This is a genomic window from Priestia sp. BR_2 (assembly GCF_041954005.1).
GTDB classification, from domain to species: domain Bacteria; phylum Bacillota; class Bacilli; order Paenibacillales; family Paenibacillaceae; genus Paenibacillus_AQ; species Paenibacillus_AQ lautus_A.
The window spans coordinates 1-16075 of record NZ_JAVFHM010000194.1 but is presented as its reverse complement, the minus strand read 5'-3'; the positions used below and the strand labels follow the sequence as shown (position 1 = coordinate 16075).

The following is a 16075-nucleotide window of genomic DNA, read 5'->3' as shown; positions in this document are numbered from 1 at the left end:
TTCATGTTAAGGTGTATATTGATACAGATAATCCTGATTGATTAAGTCGTTGGCCCCCGTGCTGGACGGAAACATCGCTTCCGCGACGCGGATCGCCTTCAGCATCCCTTTGGCTTTATTCATGGTTTCCTCATACTCCTTCTCGGGAACCGAGTCCCATACGATTCCGGCCCCTGCCTGAACATAAGCTTTGCCCTGGCGAAAAATGATCGTGCGGATCGTAATGCAGGAATCCATATTGCCTCCAAAGCCCAGATAACCGATAGCCCCGGCATATGCGCCTCTCGCTTCCCGCTCCAACTCGGCAATGATCTCCATTGCCCGCAGTTTCGGAGCTCCGGATACCGTTCCTGCCGGCAAACAGGACAGAAAAGCATCAAAGAAATCCTTATTCTCGCTCAGCTGGCCGGATACGCTGGATACCATATGCATCACGTGGGAGTATTTTTCAATCTCCATGAACGTATCGCATTTCACCGTGCCGAACTCCGATACGCGGCCCAGATCGTTGCGGCCGAGATCCACCAGCATCAAATGCTCCGCGCGTTCCTTCTCGTCCTGCAGCAGATCATCCGCCAGCGCCTGGTCCTCGGCTTCGTTGCTGCCCCTCGGCCTTGTGCCCGCGATCGGTCTTGTTTCCAGCCTTCGTCCATCCACCTTCACCAATGCTTCAGGAGACGTTCCCACGATAATGTCGTCGTCCATTTTGAGATAATACATGTACGGCGAAGGATTCAGCGTTCTCAGCACCCGGTAGACGTGAAGCGGCGATACTTCGGTCTCGATATGGAAGCGCTGGGACAACACAACTTGAAAAATGTCGCCTGCACGAATATATTCCTTCGCTTGCTCCACATTGGAGAGATACTTCTCTTTGGTCATGTTGGATTTAATATCGCCCATGTCGACATCGGCCGGGATGCCTCTGGAGTTCACGTTCTCCCGCGGCCCCTGATCCTGCAGCTGTTCGGCCGCCGCTTCCAGGGTACGGCATACATCCATATAGGTCTGACGGATGGTGTCGTCCGAATCTCCAGGTTTCACGTGCACGTTGCCGACCAGCATGATCTGCTGCTTCACGTGGTCGAAGACAATGACTTGATCGCAAAACATGAACCGGATATCATCCATCCCGAGATCATCCATCGCGTGTGCAGGCAGCTTCTCGTAATATTGAAGCAGATCATATCCAAAAAATCCGATGGCCCCTCCGGTAAAAGGAGGCATCTCCTTCAGCTGCGGGCTGCGGTACGTACGCAGCAGCGCTTTGAGCTCCTCGACGGGCTTGCCTTCCAGCAAGGAACGTTCCCCGTTCTTTTCAATCTCGATCTTTCCTTTTTTACCCGTTATCATTAAGAAGGGGTCTGTTCCGATGAACGAATACCGTGCCCACTGTACGCCGCCCTCAACGCTCTCTAGTAAAAATGCCCGTTTCCGCTCCGCATAGCGCTGAAAAATGCGAATCGGGGTTTCCATATCGGCTAACAGTCTGATCGCTACCGGAATCAGGTTGTATTCACCTGCCATTGCCACCACTTGCTCCATTGATGGATTCGCCATGTCAATCCCTCCTTAATGAATGTATACAACAAAAAAACCTCTACCGAAGTAGAGGTTAACGTTCAGAATAAGTCTATGAAAAAAGAGCGCGGTCAAAGGACATTCAACCCGTTCATCGACAACCTACAGCGCTGACGTTTCATGGAACGGATACAAGAAATAGACCTGTAACCGGCCGTCCGAACATGCCGTAAGATTCATCATGAAATCAAGTGTATCCTAAAACCCGATGATGTTACTCCCTAAAATGCCTCAGCTCTTCTCAACTCAACTCATCTGTAAAACCTAACTCTACTCAGCTATTCTGATATCACTATACAGGATAATGCCGTGTTACCGCAACCCTAATTTTCAATATCAAGCGTTGGAGCCCGATAAATCCGGACGCAGCCGCTTGGCTTCGTTCAAATACACATGCTTGATCTCGCTCTGGCTTTTGTCCGTATTGACCTGCACCATAAACCGGATGCAGCGCGGCAAACTGCCCTGAACGGGGATTTCAACCGAACACATCAAAGGGACGAGATCCCAGCCCTCCAGCTGGCGTATCGCCTTGGCCGGGAACGTTGCATCCAAATCCTGCGTCATCGTAATCCATATGTTGCTGATATATTCAGGCTGTAGCTCGTTGCGTCTCACCATCTCTTCCAGCAGACGCAGCGTCTCCTGTACGATCTCCTGCTCATCGTTGCGGGTGACGGTTGTCGCCCCCCGGATTCCCCGATTCATCATGAACTATCCCTCTCCCTTCAACTGTTCGACCACGGATCGAACAGCTTCTACCGGTACATCCTTAACGATGCTGACGGAACCGATGGATTCCGGAACGATAAATACCATTTGCCCCTCGGCGAACTTCTTATCATGCTGCATGGCATCCATGATGCGATCGACCGAGACGTCATCCGGCAAGATTACCGGCAGATTCACCGCCTTCAGCATGCTCACCGTCTCTTCGTGCAGATCCGCAGGTCTGCCAAGCTTCTCAGCAAGTCGGGCCGATCCCGCCATGCCGATTGCAATCGCCTCGCCGTGCAAGAATCGGCCGTAACCGCCAACGGCTTCGATGGCATGGCCAATGGTATGCCCCAGATTAAGAATGGCGCGCAAGCCGCCTTCCCGCTCATCCTGGGATACCACTTCCGCCTTGATCGCGCAGCCGCGCTCCAGGCCGTAGATCAAAGCTTCCGGTTCCAGGCTCAGCAGCTTGGAGCCGTTCTCCCGGCACCAATAGGCAAAATCCCGGTCCAGGATCAAGCCATGCTTCACCATTTCCGCAAGGCCTGAAGACACCTCGCGCGCTGGGAGCGACATCAGCGTATTCACGTCATAAACCACCATGACGGGCTGATGAAAAGCGCCGATCATATTTTTGGCCAGAGGATGGTTCACCGCCACTTTGCCGCCTACGCTGCTGTCATGGGCAAGGATCGTGGTCGGGATCTGAACAAACGTCACGCCGCGCATGTATGTCGCCGCGACGAATCCGGCCAAATCGCCCACAACGCCTCCGCCCAGCGCGAAGATAGCCGAGCTGCGGTCCAGCTTGCCGTTGATGGCCGTGGTCATAACCTCTTCATAGACCTGTAGCGATTTGGAGGACTCGCCGGAAGGGACGATATGGGATATGACCGTGTACCCTTCCGATTTCAGCTGCTCCTCCACCTGCGCCAAATAGTGAGGCGCCACTTGATCATCCGTTACGATCAGATGCGGGCTCTTGCGGGTTATGCCATGCTTCGCGCTCAGCTCGCCGAGGGTATTCAGAATCCCCGCACCGATATAAATCGGATAGGAACGTTCTCCCAGTTCCACATGTAATGTCCTCATATCAGTAGTTCTCCAGCTGTTTCAGGTAGTTTTGGTAATTCGCATGGATTTCCTCCATCGAATCGCCGCCGAACTTCTCAAGGAACGCCTTAGCTACCTCCCAGGTCACAACGTGCTCCATCACGACGCTGGCTGCCGGAACCGCACAGGCATCCGAGCGTTCAACCTGAGCCGTGAAGGCTTCCTTCGTGTCGATATCCACGCTTTGAAGCGGCTTGTACAGCGTCGGAATCGGCTTCATGACGCCACGCACGACGATCGGCATGCCGTTTGTCATCCCGCCCTCGAATCCGCCCAGGCGGTTGGTCGCACGGTGGTATCCGCGCTCCTCGCTGTACATAATCTCGTCATGCACCTGGGAGCCGCGCAGCTCGCCTGCTTCGAATCCGATGCCTACCTCAACGCCCTTAAAAGCGTTAATCGACATCACGCCCTGCGCGATGCGTCCATCCAGCTTGCGGTCATATTGGACATGGCTGCCCAATCCGACCGGCAATCCTTCGATGATGCATTCCACGATGCCGCCGATGGAGTCGCCTTCTTTTTTGATCTCGTCTATGTAGGCTTCCATCTTCTTCTCGGTCTCTTCGTCCACCACGCGAACCGAAGAAGCTTCCGTACGCTCGATCAGCTCATCGATCGAAAGATTGTGCGGGGGAGCCTCGATTTCGCCGATTCGGATGACCTGGCCAGCCACTTTGACGCCAAACTGAGCCAGGAATTGTCTGGCGATAGCGCCAACGGCAACGCGGACCGTGGTTTCACGGGCGCTGGAGCGTTCCAGCACGTTACGCAGATCCTTCAGGTTGTACTTCAATCCGCCGTTCAGGTCGGCATGACCCGGTCTTGGACGATGAACCCGTCTCTTCGCCTCGTCGTTGCCCTCAATCGGCTCCACGTTCATAATGTTCTGCCAATGCTTCCAATCGTTATTCTGGACGACCAGCGCGAGCGGCGCACCGGTTGTATAGCCGTGGCGCACACCGCCAAGGATTTGCGCGGTATCCTTCTCGATCTGCATGCGGCGTCCCCGGCCGTACCCCTTCTGTCTACGATGGAGCTGAAAGTTCAGTGCGTCGAAATCAAGCTCCAAGTTGCTTGGAAGCCCTTCGATTATAGTTGTCAGCTGAGGTCCGTGCGTCTCCCCAGCGGTTAAAAACCGTAAGCTCATGATGCTTTTCCCCCTTTAGGCTTTTAAGCGTTAAACCGCTAAACTCCGTGAACATCTTCTGCTCATTATAGTATAGGTCTAACGCTTTGACAAGAATGTCGACAAACGAGCAAAAGCGCCTCTCATCCTGCGGATTGAAAAGCGCTTTATGCGTTAAGACTGCCGTCTCTATTGAATTTTACGGTAGAAAAAGGTCTCGTTGCTTTCCAGGCCGTACTGCCCCGGATTAAAGATCTGTTCGGTGCTGCCCACAAACAGAAACCCGCCCGGCTTCAGGCTCGCGGCAAATTTCTGATACAGCTTGTGCTTGGCCCCTTCCGTGAAATAAATCATCACGTTCCGGCAGACAATCAGATCATGCCCGGCTTCGAACCGGTCCGTGAGCAGATTCTGCTTGTGGAAGGAGACCTCCTTCTTCAAGTTCTCGCTGAATCGATACAGCGAGCCCTCTTCCTTAAAATAGCGGGCGGCTACTCCGGAAGGGACGTCCTTGAGTGACCTCTCGACATACAGGCCTTCCTTCGCTTTATGTAACGCACCGTCGTCGATATCGGTCGCCATGATGCGCGCCCGGCCCAGCATGTTTTGTTCCGCCAGGATCATGGCAAGCGTATAGGGCTCTTCGCCGGTCGAGCAGGCAGCGCTCCAAACCTTCAACACCCCGGGATTCTGCTTGGCCAGCTCCGGCAATATTTTGTCCCGGAGCACTTCCCACCGGTTCGGGTTGCGCCAAAACTCCGAGACGTTAATTGTCATCCGGTCCAAAAACTCATGAAAGAGCGGCTTGTCCTTCATCATCGCATCGTAAAAGGCCGAAAAGGTTTCAAACCCCTTCTTCATGCGCAGCGTCGTCAGCCTTCGCTTCATCTGCGCTTCCTTGTAATCGGCCAGGTTGATCCCCGTGCTTCGCTCGATGCTGCGAACAAAGCCGATATAATCGGGATCCTCCAGTACTGGTTCATGTTCCGTCATCGTATCATCCTGTTAATCAGATTATTCCGCTTCCCGCTTCGCTTACAGCCAAGGGGACAGCGTCTTGTTGTACTCAACCAATTCCCGATCATCAAAAAAATTGGCGATCTCGCGCTGCGCGCTTTCAGGCGAATCCGATCCGTGAATCAGATTATGCGGCGTATGGGCCGAAAAATCCCCGCGTATCGTACCTGGCAGCGCATCCTTCACATTCGTTTTGCCGATGACCTGGCGAGACAAAGCGATGATGTCGTCACCTTCCCAAACCATCGCAAACACCGGTCCGGACGTGATGAACCCTACCAGGTTATCGAAAAAATCCTTGCCTTCATGTTCCGCATAATGGCGCTTGGCCAGCTCGTCCGAAATCTGCATAAACTTGCCCGCAACCAGCTTGAATCCTTTATCCTCCAAACGGCCGACGATTCGGCCGATCAGCCCACGCTGCACACCATCGGGTTTAATCATTAAAAAAGTACGTTCCATAGGCCTCATCACGCTTCCCCTCATCCTAGGTAATTGAACAATTGAACCTTCATTCCATGCTCAGGTGATGTTACATGTTTGTACCCGTATTTTAACAGAAAGCAACCTCATGGGTAAGGCTAATATGACCGCTTTGTAATAAAATTTGCGATATCTCTAAGCTGTTTTTTGGTCTTGATGTCAGGCAGCGTATCCAATGCAGCCAATGCTTTACCTATATACCGATCAGCCAGCGCCTCGGATCTCGATATGCCTTCGCTTGAGGTTACAAGCTTTACGGCGCCCGATACATCGCACTGGCCATTTAGTGCATGAATCCGTTCCAGCTCCTGCAGCAGCGGCTCTCTCCGCTGGCTGTCCTCGAGAGCGAAAATGACGGGCAGCGTAATGTTTCCCTGTCTCATATCGCTCCCCGGGGGCTTGCCAATCTGCTTCTCCGTCCCGCACAGATCCAGGAGATCGTCCTGAATCTGAAATGCCATGCCGACATTATATCCGAATCGATACAGGCTGTTGGCCACCTTGCGGTCCGCATCCGCAGCCAACGCGCCGAGCTGGCAGCTGACGGCAATCAGGAGCGACGTCTTGCGGCGAATGCGGAGAAGATATCTTCTGACGTCCTGTTCGGTATTAAAGAAATCACGTATCTGCTCCATTTCGCCAATGGACATCTCAACCATGGCCTTGGCCAGAATCTGATGAATTTCAGGCTGTTTCAGGTGAGTCGTCAACTGGAGCGCCTTGCCATAAATATAATCGCCGGTATACATGGCGATCCGGTTGTCCCACTTGGCCTTCACCGTGGGTTTGCCGCGCCGCGTGTCCGCATCGTCAATCACGTCGTCATGAACGAGGGAAGCGCTGTGGATCAGCTCCAGCGGCACGGCCACATGCTTCAGCTTATCAATGTCATAGTCGCCGAATTTGCCGCCCATCAGGACAAAAACGGGACGGAGGCGCTTACCGCCCGCTCTAAGCAGATGCAGGGAAGTCTCTGTCAGCTCGGGACTGTCGCCTTCGACGCTGAGGTAGAGCTCCCTCTCGATAACGTCCATATCTTTTTTTAATGTTCCGAATATGTCAAATCGTTTCATCTCTTCACCCGTATGCTTAGATTCTCATTCCATAACTCCGGCGCTACCTTGCGATTTCAGCAGGCCAAGCTCTGATGCGAACTTGAAATTTAAGCGTAACCCTTCCTGTTGTCGTTCATCAAATCGCAGCACAGGTTAATGCCTGAACCATTGTTGTTGCTAGACACCCCATCTGGTGTACAATTCATGTTCGATGCGTAAGCTGTCCAATACCTTGCCGACCAGAAAATGGACGATATCATCAATCGTTTTCGGTCCGTGATAGAAGGCTGGCATCGCCGGAATGATTTTGACCCCAAGCTTGGCCAGCGTCAGCATGTTCTCCAGGTGAATGGCATGCAGCGGCGTTTCTCTCGGGACAAGCACCAGGGGACGGCCCTCCTTCATCATGACGTCGGCGGCGCGGCCCATCAGGTTATCGGAAGATCCGTGCGCCACTGAGGATAACGTGCCCATCGAGCATGGCATGATAATCATGCCTTCCACCAGGTAAGAGCCGCTGGCAATCGTAGCTCCGATGTCGGAGATCGGATGGTATATCACGTTCCCCTCGAAACCGCCGAATTTCTCGGCCAGCACTTCCTCGCGGTTGCCCGCCTGAAAGCCCATTTCCTCCTTCAGCACGCGCCAGCCCGCATTAGAGATAATCAATTGCACATCGTAGCCCAGCGAGAGCAGGGTCTCCGTTAGACGAACCCCGTATATGCTGCCGCTGGCCCCCGTAATGCCGACAACCCAGCTCTTTCTGCGCATGGATTTCATCAGATATAACGCACCACCAAATCAATGAGAGTGAATACGAACAGAATGATGCTCAGCGTACTGTTCATGGTAAAGAACGCGGTTTGCAGGCGGCTCATATCATTTGGCGACAAGATGTAGTGCTGATAGAACAAAATTCCGCAAGCGATCACCATGCCCGCCAAATACCACCAGCCCACCGGCGTTACAAAGAAAAGAACGATAAAACCGACAGCCGTAACGACGTGGAACCCGCGAGCGAACCAGAGCGCTTTGTGCAGGCCGAACCGGGAAGGAATCGAGTACAGCCTTTCTTTTGCATCAAACTTCTCGTCTTGGCATGCATAAACGATATCAAATCCGCCCGTCCAAAACGCAAGCGCGATATAAAACACCATCGCCTTCCAGTCGATTTGACCGGTTACCGCAACCCATCCGCCCAGCGGTGCAAGTGCCGTTGTAAGCCCGAGCACCAGATGGCAAAGCCATGTGAACCGTTTGGTAAAGGAATAAATGATAAGCATGAAAATAGCGATAGGCAGCAAACGGAAAGCAAACGGGTCCAGCATGTAAGTAGCCCAGAAAAACACGGCGAAAGACAGAATAATAAATATGATGACCTCCAGCGGCTTCAGCAGGCCTGCCGGAATGGCGCGATTAGCCGTGCGGGGGTTCTTGGCATCGATATGTTGGTCGGTGAGCCGGTTGAGTCCGAAAGCTGCGCTTCGCGCACCGAACATGGCAAGAAAGATCCAGCCGATATCTCCCCAGGACGGTAATCGGTCAAACACGACGGCCGATCCTAGAATCGCCCCCATAAAAGCGAAAGGCAGAGCAAACAGCGTATGCTCCACTTTAATCATTTCAAGATAAGTTCCTATTTTCTTAAACATCCAGATTCTCCTTGATCCCAATATGTAAGGCTGCTATGCCACCAGTCAAGGGAAAGGCCTGAACCTGTTGAAGTCCGGTCTGACGGAAAGCTTCGGCTAACTCCTCTCGTCCCGGGAACAAAGCCAGCGATTCGGGCAGCCATTTATACTGCTCATAACGCTTGGCTACCAGTTTCCCCATCCGAGGCAGCACTTGTTGGAAATAAAAATAATAAATGCCTTTGAACGGCTGCCAAGTCGGCTTGGACAGTTCGAGACATACCACCATCCCACCGGGCTTAACCACGCGTTTCATCTCATGCAGAACCTGCATGTAATCCGGCACATTGCGAAGACCGAAACCGATCGTCGCGTAATCGAATTGATTATCTTCGAACGGCAGGCTCATGGCGTTTCCCTGAACCAGCTCGATCTGTGGTTCGAGTCCATGCTTGGCAACCTTCTCCCGGCCGACGTTCAGCATCCCCTCACTGAAGTCGAGTCCGACTATGTGTCCGGATTCACTTGCCTGGGCCATGCTAATCGTCCAGTCGCAAGTTCCGCAGCATAGGTCGATGGCCGTATCGCCATGGCGCATGTTCATCTTTTTCATCGTATACTTGCGCCAGGCTTTATGTCTTCGAAAGCTGAGAATGTCGTTCATCAGGTCGTATTTGCCCGATATGCTTTCGAAGACGGAATGGACGTACTGCTCTTTCGGATTTTTGCCGTCATGCTTGATTGCGTCTAACTTGGTTGTTTGATTATCCACTGCATCCCCCTACCCTTCACTTACGACGGACCGATATGTGCTGAGCCGTTTCAGAAACGGGTCCAGCACACCGGCGTACGGGCTCTCGCCCACGCGGCCTCCCAGCAGCTGCTGTACGGCGCTGACGGATTCCCGGAGCTTGTCCAGCAGCTTCTCCGAAGCCTTATGCTTCAGAATCAGCTTCCGCCAATCCTTCATATCCGTTTTTCTGCCCACCAGCATTTTCCGTTCCTCGTCGCTTCCCGACTCGATCAGATGCCAGTACGCGTAGCCGCATCTGCCGATGTCAGGCGTCGCACAGCGTTCCATCTCCTGAACAAGCGTTTCACATTCCGTAATTTCCTTGAGCAGCTTCTCCCATGTTTCTTGCACGGACACCTCAAGTAGCGGAGTAAAAGAAAGAAACAGCTGCATATTCAGCTGTACCGTTAGCTGTAGATATTCTTCAGAAGGCAGCAGGTTTTTTTTCATTTTGCCGTATAATCTCATCTTCATCACGTTCACTTCGCTAACCGCTTTGCTCAGAAGCGAGATGACGGCAATTTCGCCCTTCAGGGCCAGGAGCTGATAAAAACGGCTGCTGAAGTAATCCCCTGCGAGCACTTTCAGCTGCCGGGATCGCATCATTGCCTCTCCTTGATTGCCTTCCGTAACGTCGATGCTTTCATGCGTATCGAGTCCCACCTGAACCAGTGAGGTAACCAGCGCGTACAATTCTTCGTGTCCGGCAATATTCCGTCCCGAATCCATTAAAAATATGTATAACAAATGAACACGGGCATCCGGAAAACCCGGAAGTTCCGTGTGGTTCTGAATCATATCATAGTTTATATATTTCTCTGCCAGTTCTGGTACGCGATACGGTTTCATTCTCAGCCTCCGTGCACTTGATGTTCTTTTGTCCAATTGAGCCCACAATCCAATCTATTATAACACATGTTCAGGGCACGTACATGCCCTGTCATCTACTATTTTACCCCTTTCCAGGGCCGCTGAACTGCTTTGGCCAAAGATTCGTAAAGGTCAGGTTCAGCGCAGAAGCGACGGAAGGCGGCACATCCTCGTTCTCCAACTGGGTTAGGACTTCCGCATAGCGTGAATCCCATGCTTCCCTGTTCATATTCGAGGCCAGCAGCATATACCGTTTTCCTCCCCAGCGATCGATGGCAACCACCCTGAGATACAGCTGCCTCACATTATCCGTGCCATCGAACGAATAGGACATAATGCTGGCGATGTCCTCGTAAACCTCGGAGGCCGTCTCCGTGGCATCGCTCAATTTGATATCCAGCGTCAAAGCGCCTTCTTCATAGTCCGCCCGGCTTATCTGCAGATTCAGAGGTAGACTCATCAGGGAATCCACTAAGCTGGCATCGCTTAATTCGCGGCTGTGATAAGGCACCGCCGCGGGTACAGCGCCGACCTTATAACGAGCTTGCGATTGGAGCCCCATCAACAGGCCAAGCAGGATGAATGCAATCGCCGCAGGCAAGAATACCGCTTGTACGGATTGCCAATGCTTCATGACCGAAACCTCCTCTGTTCCTAGTTTCTTCCGCTCCTCTGAAGTCCATACCTCATTGTATAAAGAAAAAAAGCAGGCTATGCCTGCTTCTGGTAAAACGAACGGGATTCGGTTAGAAAAGCGAAAGCGAGGTCAATGTCACGGCCACAGCCAGCGCCGCGATCCTGGCCAAATTCATGACCACGAAATTTTGCACCGCGATCACGAAGGTTTTCTCTTTGGATGGATGTGCGGTGAATGCGGCTCCTTTTTTATATACCGGGACAATGGTGACGAACACCAGCAGAACCAGCACAGGGTGCACCTTCATCAGAAGAAGAGCCGCCAAGTCCAGATAAGCAAGGCAGTACAGAACCCGGAACAGTCTCAGCGAATGCTTGAAGCCGATATATACCGGCAGCGTATACCGTCTGTTCTCCAAATCCTCATCCATGTCGCAGATGTTATTGGCCAGCATGATGTTGGCAATCCCGAGAATGGCCGGCAATGACACGACCAGCAGCAACAGCACTTCAGGAAGGTTCACCTGAAGGGAGAGGACGCTCCCTTGAATATCCATAACCGCCAGATGGCTGCCCTCAGCATGGATCCAAGCCGAGATGAAGATGATGACAAACCCCATGAACAATCCGGAGAACAGCTCGCCTAGCGGCATCCGCGAAATCGGAATCGGTCCGAACGAATATAATATCCCAACGGCGAAGGACATTCCGCCAAGCAGCAGAATTAACCAGCCCGTGGACAGGAACAGCGCTATGCCGGATCCGACGGCCGTCAGCAGCAGCAGAGCGATGACGGACACAACCGCCGGCTCTTTCAGGTTATAACGTACGATGGCATTATGCTGCTCGTAACCGAAGCCGTTCTTTTTAATCGCTTTTTTGTAATCGTAATAATTATTGATCGCCGTTGTTGCCATATCAAACGACAGCAATGATGCGAGCATCAGGGCAAAATGATACCCATTGAACTGCTGAAAACGAAACAGCGCATACAAGGTTCCGAACAGGAACGGGATCATGCTGGCAACCTTCGTCTGAATTTCCACCAGTTTAAAAAAAGCACGGATTCCCATGACCATCATCCTTTATCCATATTGATCTGATTTCAGATTAAAGGATTTCATGGCCGCGGTCTGTTCGAATTGTACTTGACAAACGCGTGATGAAAGTGACGAATGTTACTTTTGGGCAGGATCAAACTTGTTCCGGAATATCCTTATCCTTGCGCTTGCGGCTCCAAGGCGTACCCAGCAGCGGCAGGGCCCAGCGGTCCAAGCCGTACCAGCCCGCGACTTTCCAGGCCAGCACCAGCCATGTCGCCAAAATAAACAACAACGGATTGGAGCTTACCGTGCCCGCGAATAAAAAGCTGGCATTCATTAATCCGCCGAAAAACGCGGCAATACCGGTCAGCAGGCCCAAAATCAGCCCGAGTCCTACCAGTACCTCGCCGAAGGCCACCATATAGGCAAACAGCTTGGCATTGGGAAGCACAAACCCCTCTAGGAAAGAAGCATACCATCCGGTTACGTCCTTTCCTTCTTCCGCTTTTGCCAGCGCGCCGCCGACAAAGCCCTTAATGGCCGCTCCGGCTTCGCTTCCCGTCCAGGCTTCGGCCGTCAGTTTTTTCAAGCCCGACGTTAACCACGCGTAACCGAGATACAGCCTAACCAGCAGCCATATCCACGCCGAGCGCGTACTGTTGAACAAAAACATGGATACCGGATTTTCAGGGACCACAATATACTGTCCGTCTCTGTATTGTTTCGCCATGATTTCTGCAATCATCCTTTCGCATTTTTATTCATTCCATTCCCGTTAGTATATCCATTGTTCGACAAAGCGGCAAGTGCCTTTAACAATTTGTTAACACACATTCCGCGCGAATAAACTCGAAATACAAAAAAGCCCCACCGAAATGGCGGGGCTTTTTCTATATGATGATTTTCCTCAGATGCCGGATTCGATCTTCCCGTGCTTGGTCATGATCTCGGCTTTGCCGCGTATTTTCACCGCGGACGTATGATCCGTGAACTGGGCGATGATGACTTCGCCTTTGTCCAGCTTCTCGGTATGATGAAAGCGGGTATCCTGACCGCGGGTAAGACCGATTACCTGCACGCCATGGTCCAGTGCTTTGACAATAAAATAATCGCCGTTCTGAACGTTCTCCATTTTCCAGGCCTCCTCGCCGTAAGCCTAAAAGAAAAGGCCGTGAACGAATTCACGACCTGTGCTCTTAGGTAATATGTAGAAATCTTTATTTGATTCCGTCTTTGAGCGCTTTACCAGGTTTAAATGCAGGAATTTTGCTCGCAGGGATTTCGATTTCTTCACCTGTTTGCGGGTTGCGGCCTTTCCGTGCGGAACGCTCGCGAACCTCGAAGTTGCCAAAACCGACCAGTTGTACCTTGTCTCCACTTTGCAATGCTTCGGAGATTGCATCGAAAACGGCATCAACCGCTTTAGTTGCATCTTTCTTGGAAAGCTCAGTAGATTCAGCTACTTGTGTAATCAGATCCGATTTATTCATTCTTTCACCTCCCTAACAAGGAATGTGCTCCACTTGCTATTCACTGTTTCCGTTTTACCGCAAATTATACGTGCAATCGGGTATTTTACCCCTATCTCGCGTTTAGAATGCATGACGCGGAACAAATTTATAGTAATACAGCCATCTCATAATTTCAAGCGTTTTGCTTTGCTGGGCCAAAGAAAACATGAAAAACAGCCGCTAATCGGGACTTTTGACCCGTTAGCGACTGCATTTTCAACACCTTTTCGGCGCCCACTTAAAGAATGATTGCGATCAAACCGCCGGAGCCTTCGTTAATGATGCGACCCAAGGTTTCCTGCAATTTGTATCTGGCATTATCCGGCATCATCGCGATTTTTCCTTGGATTCCTTCACGGACGATCGAGTGCAGCGAGCGTCCGAATATGTCGGATTCCCAAATTTTGATCGGATCGTTCTCGAAGTCCTGCATCAGGTAGCGCACAAGCTCCTCGCTCTGCTTCTCCGTGCCGATGATCGGCGAGAACTCGGATTCCACGTCCACCCGAATCATATGAATGGATGGCGCGGTCGCTTTCAATCTTACCCCGAAGCGGGTGCCTTGACGGATGAGCTCAGGCTCATCAAGCGCCATCTCGGCCAGGGAAGGAGCGGCGATGCCGTACCCCGTCGTTTTGACCATCTCAAGCGCTTCGGCGAAGCGGTCGTATTCCCGTTTGGCATGGGAGAACTCCTGCATCAGCTGCAGCAGATGATCCTTGCCTCGGATCTCGACACCCACGACCTCCATCAAGATCCGGTCATACAGTTCGTCAGGCGCGAAGAGGTCGATCTCGGCAACGCCCTGACCCATATTCATGCCGCTGAGTCCGGCGTGGTTGATGAAATCATATTCCATGAACTGGCTAACCACACGATCCACGTCACGCAGACGGCGGATATCTTTCACGGTATCTCTCACCGAGTTTTCATAGTTGCTGCGGAGCCAGTGGTTCTCGTTAAGCACCATAACCCAGCTAGGCAGATTGACATTCACTTCATGCACCGGGAACTCATACAATACCTCACGAAGCACACCGGTCACGTCATCATCGGTCATGGTAGCAGCACTCAGCGTCATGACCGGAATGTCGTATTTCTCTGCCAGCTCATTGCGCAGCTGAAGGGCTTCTTCGCTGCGGGGACGCGTCGAGTTAATGACAACAACAAACGGCTTGCCGACTTCCTTCAGTTCCTCGATGACGCGCTCCTCGGCCTCAACATAAGAGCTTCGCGGGATCTCCGCAATGCTTCCGTCCGTCGTGACAACGACGCCAAGCGTGGAGTGCTCCTGAATGACTTTGCGGGTTCCGATTTCGGCCGCTTCCTGGAACGGTATCGGCTCTTCGAACCATGGCGTCGAGATCATTCTCGGGCCATTCTCGTCCTCGTAACCCTTGGCGCCTTCAACGGCATAACCAACACAATCGACCAATCTTACGTTGACCTCAAGGCCATCCGTAACCTTGATTTGTACCGCGTTGTTCGGCACGAATTTCGGCTCGGTCGTCATGATCGTTTTCCCTGCAGCACTTTGAGGCAGCTCATCGACAGCTCTTACTCGATCCGCCTCGTTCGTAATGTTCGGGAGAACAACCGTCTCCATAAACCGCTTGATGAAAGTTGATTTTCCCGTACGGACGGCACCGACAACACCTAAGTAAATGTCCCCTCCGGTCCGTTCGGCAATGTCCTTAAAAATGTCCACTTTTTCCAAAAGAGATCCCCTCCTCAAATTACTCCGAAGGAAAAATGCTTTAAGAGCATCCGCTTCGTGTTCCACTCATAGCCAAAGCCATTGCAACAGATGAGCAGCCTTTACAATGTCGCCAGCATCCCGCCGCCGGTATTCCATGAGTTTGGATGGAAACGGCAAAGCGGCGTAACTCGTACATGCATTTGGACTAGTAACATCATATGTACCGGGTTCAAAAATATGACGGTTGCCCCTTAAAGTCCGTCCAGTTTTTTTTAAGATATCGAATATGCCTGCAACTGCCAGACACGCAATCGAATACCGTAAGAAAAACCACCGCTCGGGGCACGGTCTGTCTTCGCGCTGTCACGCCTTTCAGACGCTTTCTAGTGCCTCATGATGTGGGCAACCGGCTCTTGCCCGCACTACTCTTTCAGATTATGAATATGCGCGGACTTTACTAGATATTCCAAAGAGATTCAGCCCTATTCGAAAAAACGATCGAAGAAGAGACTCGAGGATAAAAAAGTAGACCCGCCTTATGGCTGCCGTACCTCATTCTTCAGGCAGAAACCGGCAACCAGGCGGGACCAAAAAAATACCCGCCGATATCGGCGGGTACGGGTTTTGGATAGGGGGTGAGCCACAGGCTGCCCGCGCTTCCATGCATAAGGTAAGGAGTTTACGTGTACATAAAAAGATTCCTTCTCCAGAAAAACCCCTAAATCCTCTCCTTCTTTTGGCTCGGGGCCCGGTTTTTGGATAACCGTCCTAATATCAAAACAGTGCCTTATATCCAA

General features: G+C 52.0%; 17 protein-coding genes. All 17 read right to left on the bottom strand.

The annotated features are described in order from the left end of the window. Window positions 1-6: 6 nt before the first annotated feature. The gene (trpE, locus tag RB298_RS14560; RefSeq protein ID WP_096773282.1) at window positions 7-1560 is read right to left on the bottom strand and encodes an anthranilate synthase component I; all 1554 of its coding nucleotides are present in this window, start codon (window positions 1558-1560) and stop codon (window positions 7-9) included. A gap of 357 nt (window positions 1561-1917) precedes the next feature. Continuing rightward, window positions 1918-2292: a chorismate mutase gene (aroH, locus tag RB298_RS14555; protein ID WP_009595253.1), complete on the bottom strand. Its 375-nt coding sequence runs from the start codon at window positions 2290-2292 to the stop codon at window positions 1918-1920. Window positions 2293-2295: 3 nt separating this feature from the next. Continuing rightward, complete coding sequence (aroB, locus tag RB298_RS14550; protein WP_486047441.1) at window positions 2296-3390, bottom strand: 3-dehydroquinate synthase; 1095 nt, start codon at window positions 3388-3390, stop codon at window positions 2296-2298. Window position 3391: 1 nt separating this feature from the next. After that, complete coding sequence (aroC, locus tag RB298_RS14545; RefSeq protein ID WP_015734532.1) at window positions 3392-4561, bottom strand: chorismate synthase; 1170 nt, start codon at window positions 4559-4561, stop codon at window positions 3392-3394. 168 nt (window positions 4562-4729) lie between these two features. Beyond that, window positions 4730-5533, bottom strand: a complete 804-nt coding sequence (locus RB298_RS14540) for a CheR family methyltransferase (RefSeq protein WP_015734531.1) — start codon at window positions 5531-5533, stop codon at window positions 4730-4732. A gap of 42 nt (window positions 5534-5575) precedes the next feature. Continuing rightward, on the bottom strand, window positions 5576-6019 hold the full coding sequence (gene ndk / locus RB298_RS14535; RefSeq protein WP_009595207.1) for a nucleoside-diphosphate kinase: 444 nt from the start codon (window positions 6017-6019) through the stop codon (window positions 5576-5578). 119 nt (window positions 6020-6138) lie between these two features. Continuing rightward, complete coding sequence (locus tag RB298_RS14530; protein WP_009595187.1) at window positions 6139-7113, bottom strand: polyprenyl synthetase family protein; 975 nt, start codon at window positions 7111-7113, stop codon at window positions 6139-6141. A 159-nt stretch (window positions 7114-7272) separates the two neighbouring features. Further along, complete coding sequence (locus RB298_RS14525; RefSeq protein ID WP_486047440.1) at window positions 7273-7875, bottom strand: UbiX family flavin prenyltransferase; 603 nt, start codon at window positions 7873-7875, stop codon at window positions 7273-7275. After that, window positions 7875-8747 carry a UbiA-like polyprenyltransferase gene (locus RB298_RS14520; RefSeq protein ID WP_009595147.1) on the bottom strand — a complete coding sequence of 291 codons (873 nt, stop codon included), beginning with the start codon at window positions 8745-8747 and terminating at the stop codon, window positions 7875-7877. The genes RB298_RS14525 and RB298_RS14520 overlap by 1 nt, the downstream gene beginning before the upstream one ends. Further along, complete coding sequence (locus RB298_RS14515) at window positions 8740-9498, bottom strand: demethylmenaquinone methyltransferase (RefSeq protein WP_096773280.1); 759 nt, start codon at window positions 9496-9498, stop codon at window positions 8740-8742. Before RB298_RS14515 ends, RB298_RS14520 begins: the two co-directional genes overlap by 8 nt. Before the next feature lie 9 nt (window positions 9499-9507). Then, the gene (locus RB298_RS14510) at window positions 9508-10368 is read right to left on the bottom strand and encodes a heptaprenyl diphosphate synthase component 1 (RefSeq protein ID WP_015734527.1); all 861 of its coding nucleotides are present in this window, start codon (window positions 10366-10368) and stop codon (window positions 9508-9510) included. Window positions 10369-10471: 103 nt separating this feature from the next. After that, on the bottom strand, window positions 10472-11023 hold the full coding sequence (locus RB298_RS14505) for a hypothetical protein (RefSeq protein WP_486047439.1): 552 nt from the start codon (window positions 11021-11023) through the stop codon (window positions 10472-10474). 112 nt (window positions 11024-11135) lie between these two features. Continuing rightward, window positions 11136-12098 carry a prenyltransferase gene (locus RB298_RS14500; protein ID WP_096773278.1) on the bottom strand — a complete coding sequence of 321 codons (963 nt, stop codon included), beginning with the start codon at window positions 12096-12098 and terminating at the stop codon, window positions 11136-11138. A 121-nt stretch (window positions 12099-12219) separates the two neighbouring features. Beyond that, complete coding sequence (locus RB298_RS14495) at window positions 12220-12798, bottom strand: DoxX family membrane protein (protein WP_096773277.1); 579 nt, start codon at window positions 12796-12798, stop codon at window positions 12220-12222. 177 nt (window positions 12799-12975) lie between these two features. After that, the gene (gene mtrB, locus RB298_RS14490; RefSeq protein WP_009595134.1) at window positions 12976-13200 is read right to left on the bottom strand and encodes a trp RNA-binding attenuation protein MtrB; all 225 of its coding nucleotides are present in this window, start codon (window positions 13198-13200) and stop codon (window positions 12976-12978) included. Between the two features lie 85 nt (window positions 13201-13285). Beyond that, entirely contained in the window at window positions 13286-13558 is a 273-nt protein-coding gene (locus RB298_RS14485; protein ID WP_006209463.1) for an HU family DNA-binding protein, read from the bottom strand. Between the two features lie 259 nt (window positions 13559-13817). Then, window positions 13818-15296, bottom strand: a complete 1479-nt coding sequence (spoIVA, locus tag RB298_RS14480) for a stage IV sporulation protein A (RefSeq protein WP_009595160.1) — start codon at window positions 15294-15296, stop codon at window positions 13818-13820. Between the last annotated feature and the right edge of the window lie 779 nt (window positions 15297-16075).

Bases quoted from the DNA above. Each gene is read 5' to 3' on its own strand.
- ndk (WP_009595207.1), bottom strand. From the start codon at position 6,019: ATGGAACGTACTTTTTTAATGATTAAACCCGATGGTGTGCAGCGTGGG.
- RB298_RS14495 (WP_096773277.1), bottom strand. From the start codon at position 12,798: ATGGCGAAACAATACAGAGACGGACAGTATATTGTGGTCCCTGAAAAT.
- RB298_RS14530 (WP_009595187.1), bottom strand. From the start codon at position 7,113: ATGAAACGATTTGACATATTCGGAACATTAAAAAAAGATATGGACGTT.
- trpE (WP_096773282.1), bottom strand. From the start codon at position 1,560: ATGGCGAATCCATCAATGGAGCAAGTGGTGGCAATGGCAGGTGAATAC.
- aroC (WP_015734532.1), bottom strand. From the start codon at position 4,561: ATGAGCTTACGGTTTTTAACCGCTGGGGAGACGCACGGACCTCAGCTG.
- RB298_RS14500 (WP_096773278.1), bottom strand. From the start codon at position 12,098: ATGGGAATCCGTGCTTTTTTTAAACTGGTGGAAATTCAGACGAAGGTT.
- RB298_RS14505 (WP_486047439.1), bottom strand. From the start codon at position 11,023: ATGAAGCATTGGCAATCCGTACAAGCGGTATTCTTGCCTGCGGCGATT.
- RB298_RS14520 (WP_009595147.1), bottom strand. From the start codon at position 8,747: ATGTTTAAGAAAATAGGAACTTATCTTGAAATGATTAAAGTGGAGCAT.
- RB298_RS14525 (WP_486047440.1), bottom strand. From the start codon at position 7,875: ATGAAATCCATGCGCAGAAAGAGCTGGGTTGTCGGCATTACGGGGGCC.
- RB298_RS14510 (WP_015734527.1), bottom strand. From the start codon at position 10,368: ATGAAACCGTATCGCGTACCAGAACTGGCAGAGAAATATATAAACTAT.
- aroH (WP_009595253.1), bottom strand. From the start codon at position 2,292: ATGATGAATCGGGGAATCCGGGGGGCGACAACCGTCACCCGCAACGAT.
- aroB (WP_486047441.1), bottom strand. From the start codon at position 3,390: ATGAGGACATTACATGTGGAACTGGGAGAACGTTCCTATCCGATTTAT.
- mtrB (WP_009595134.1), bottom strand. From the start codon at position 13,200: ATGGAGAACGTTCAGAACGGCGATTATTTTATTGTCAAAGCACTGGAC.
- RB298_RS14540 (WP_015734531.1), bottom strand. From the start codon at position 5,533: ATGACGGAACATGAACCAGTACTGGAGGATCCCGATTATATCGGCTTT.
- RB298_RS14485 (WP_006209463.1), bottom strand. From the start codon at position 13,558: ATGAATAAATCGGATCTGATTACACAAGTAGCTGAATCTACTGAGCTT.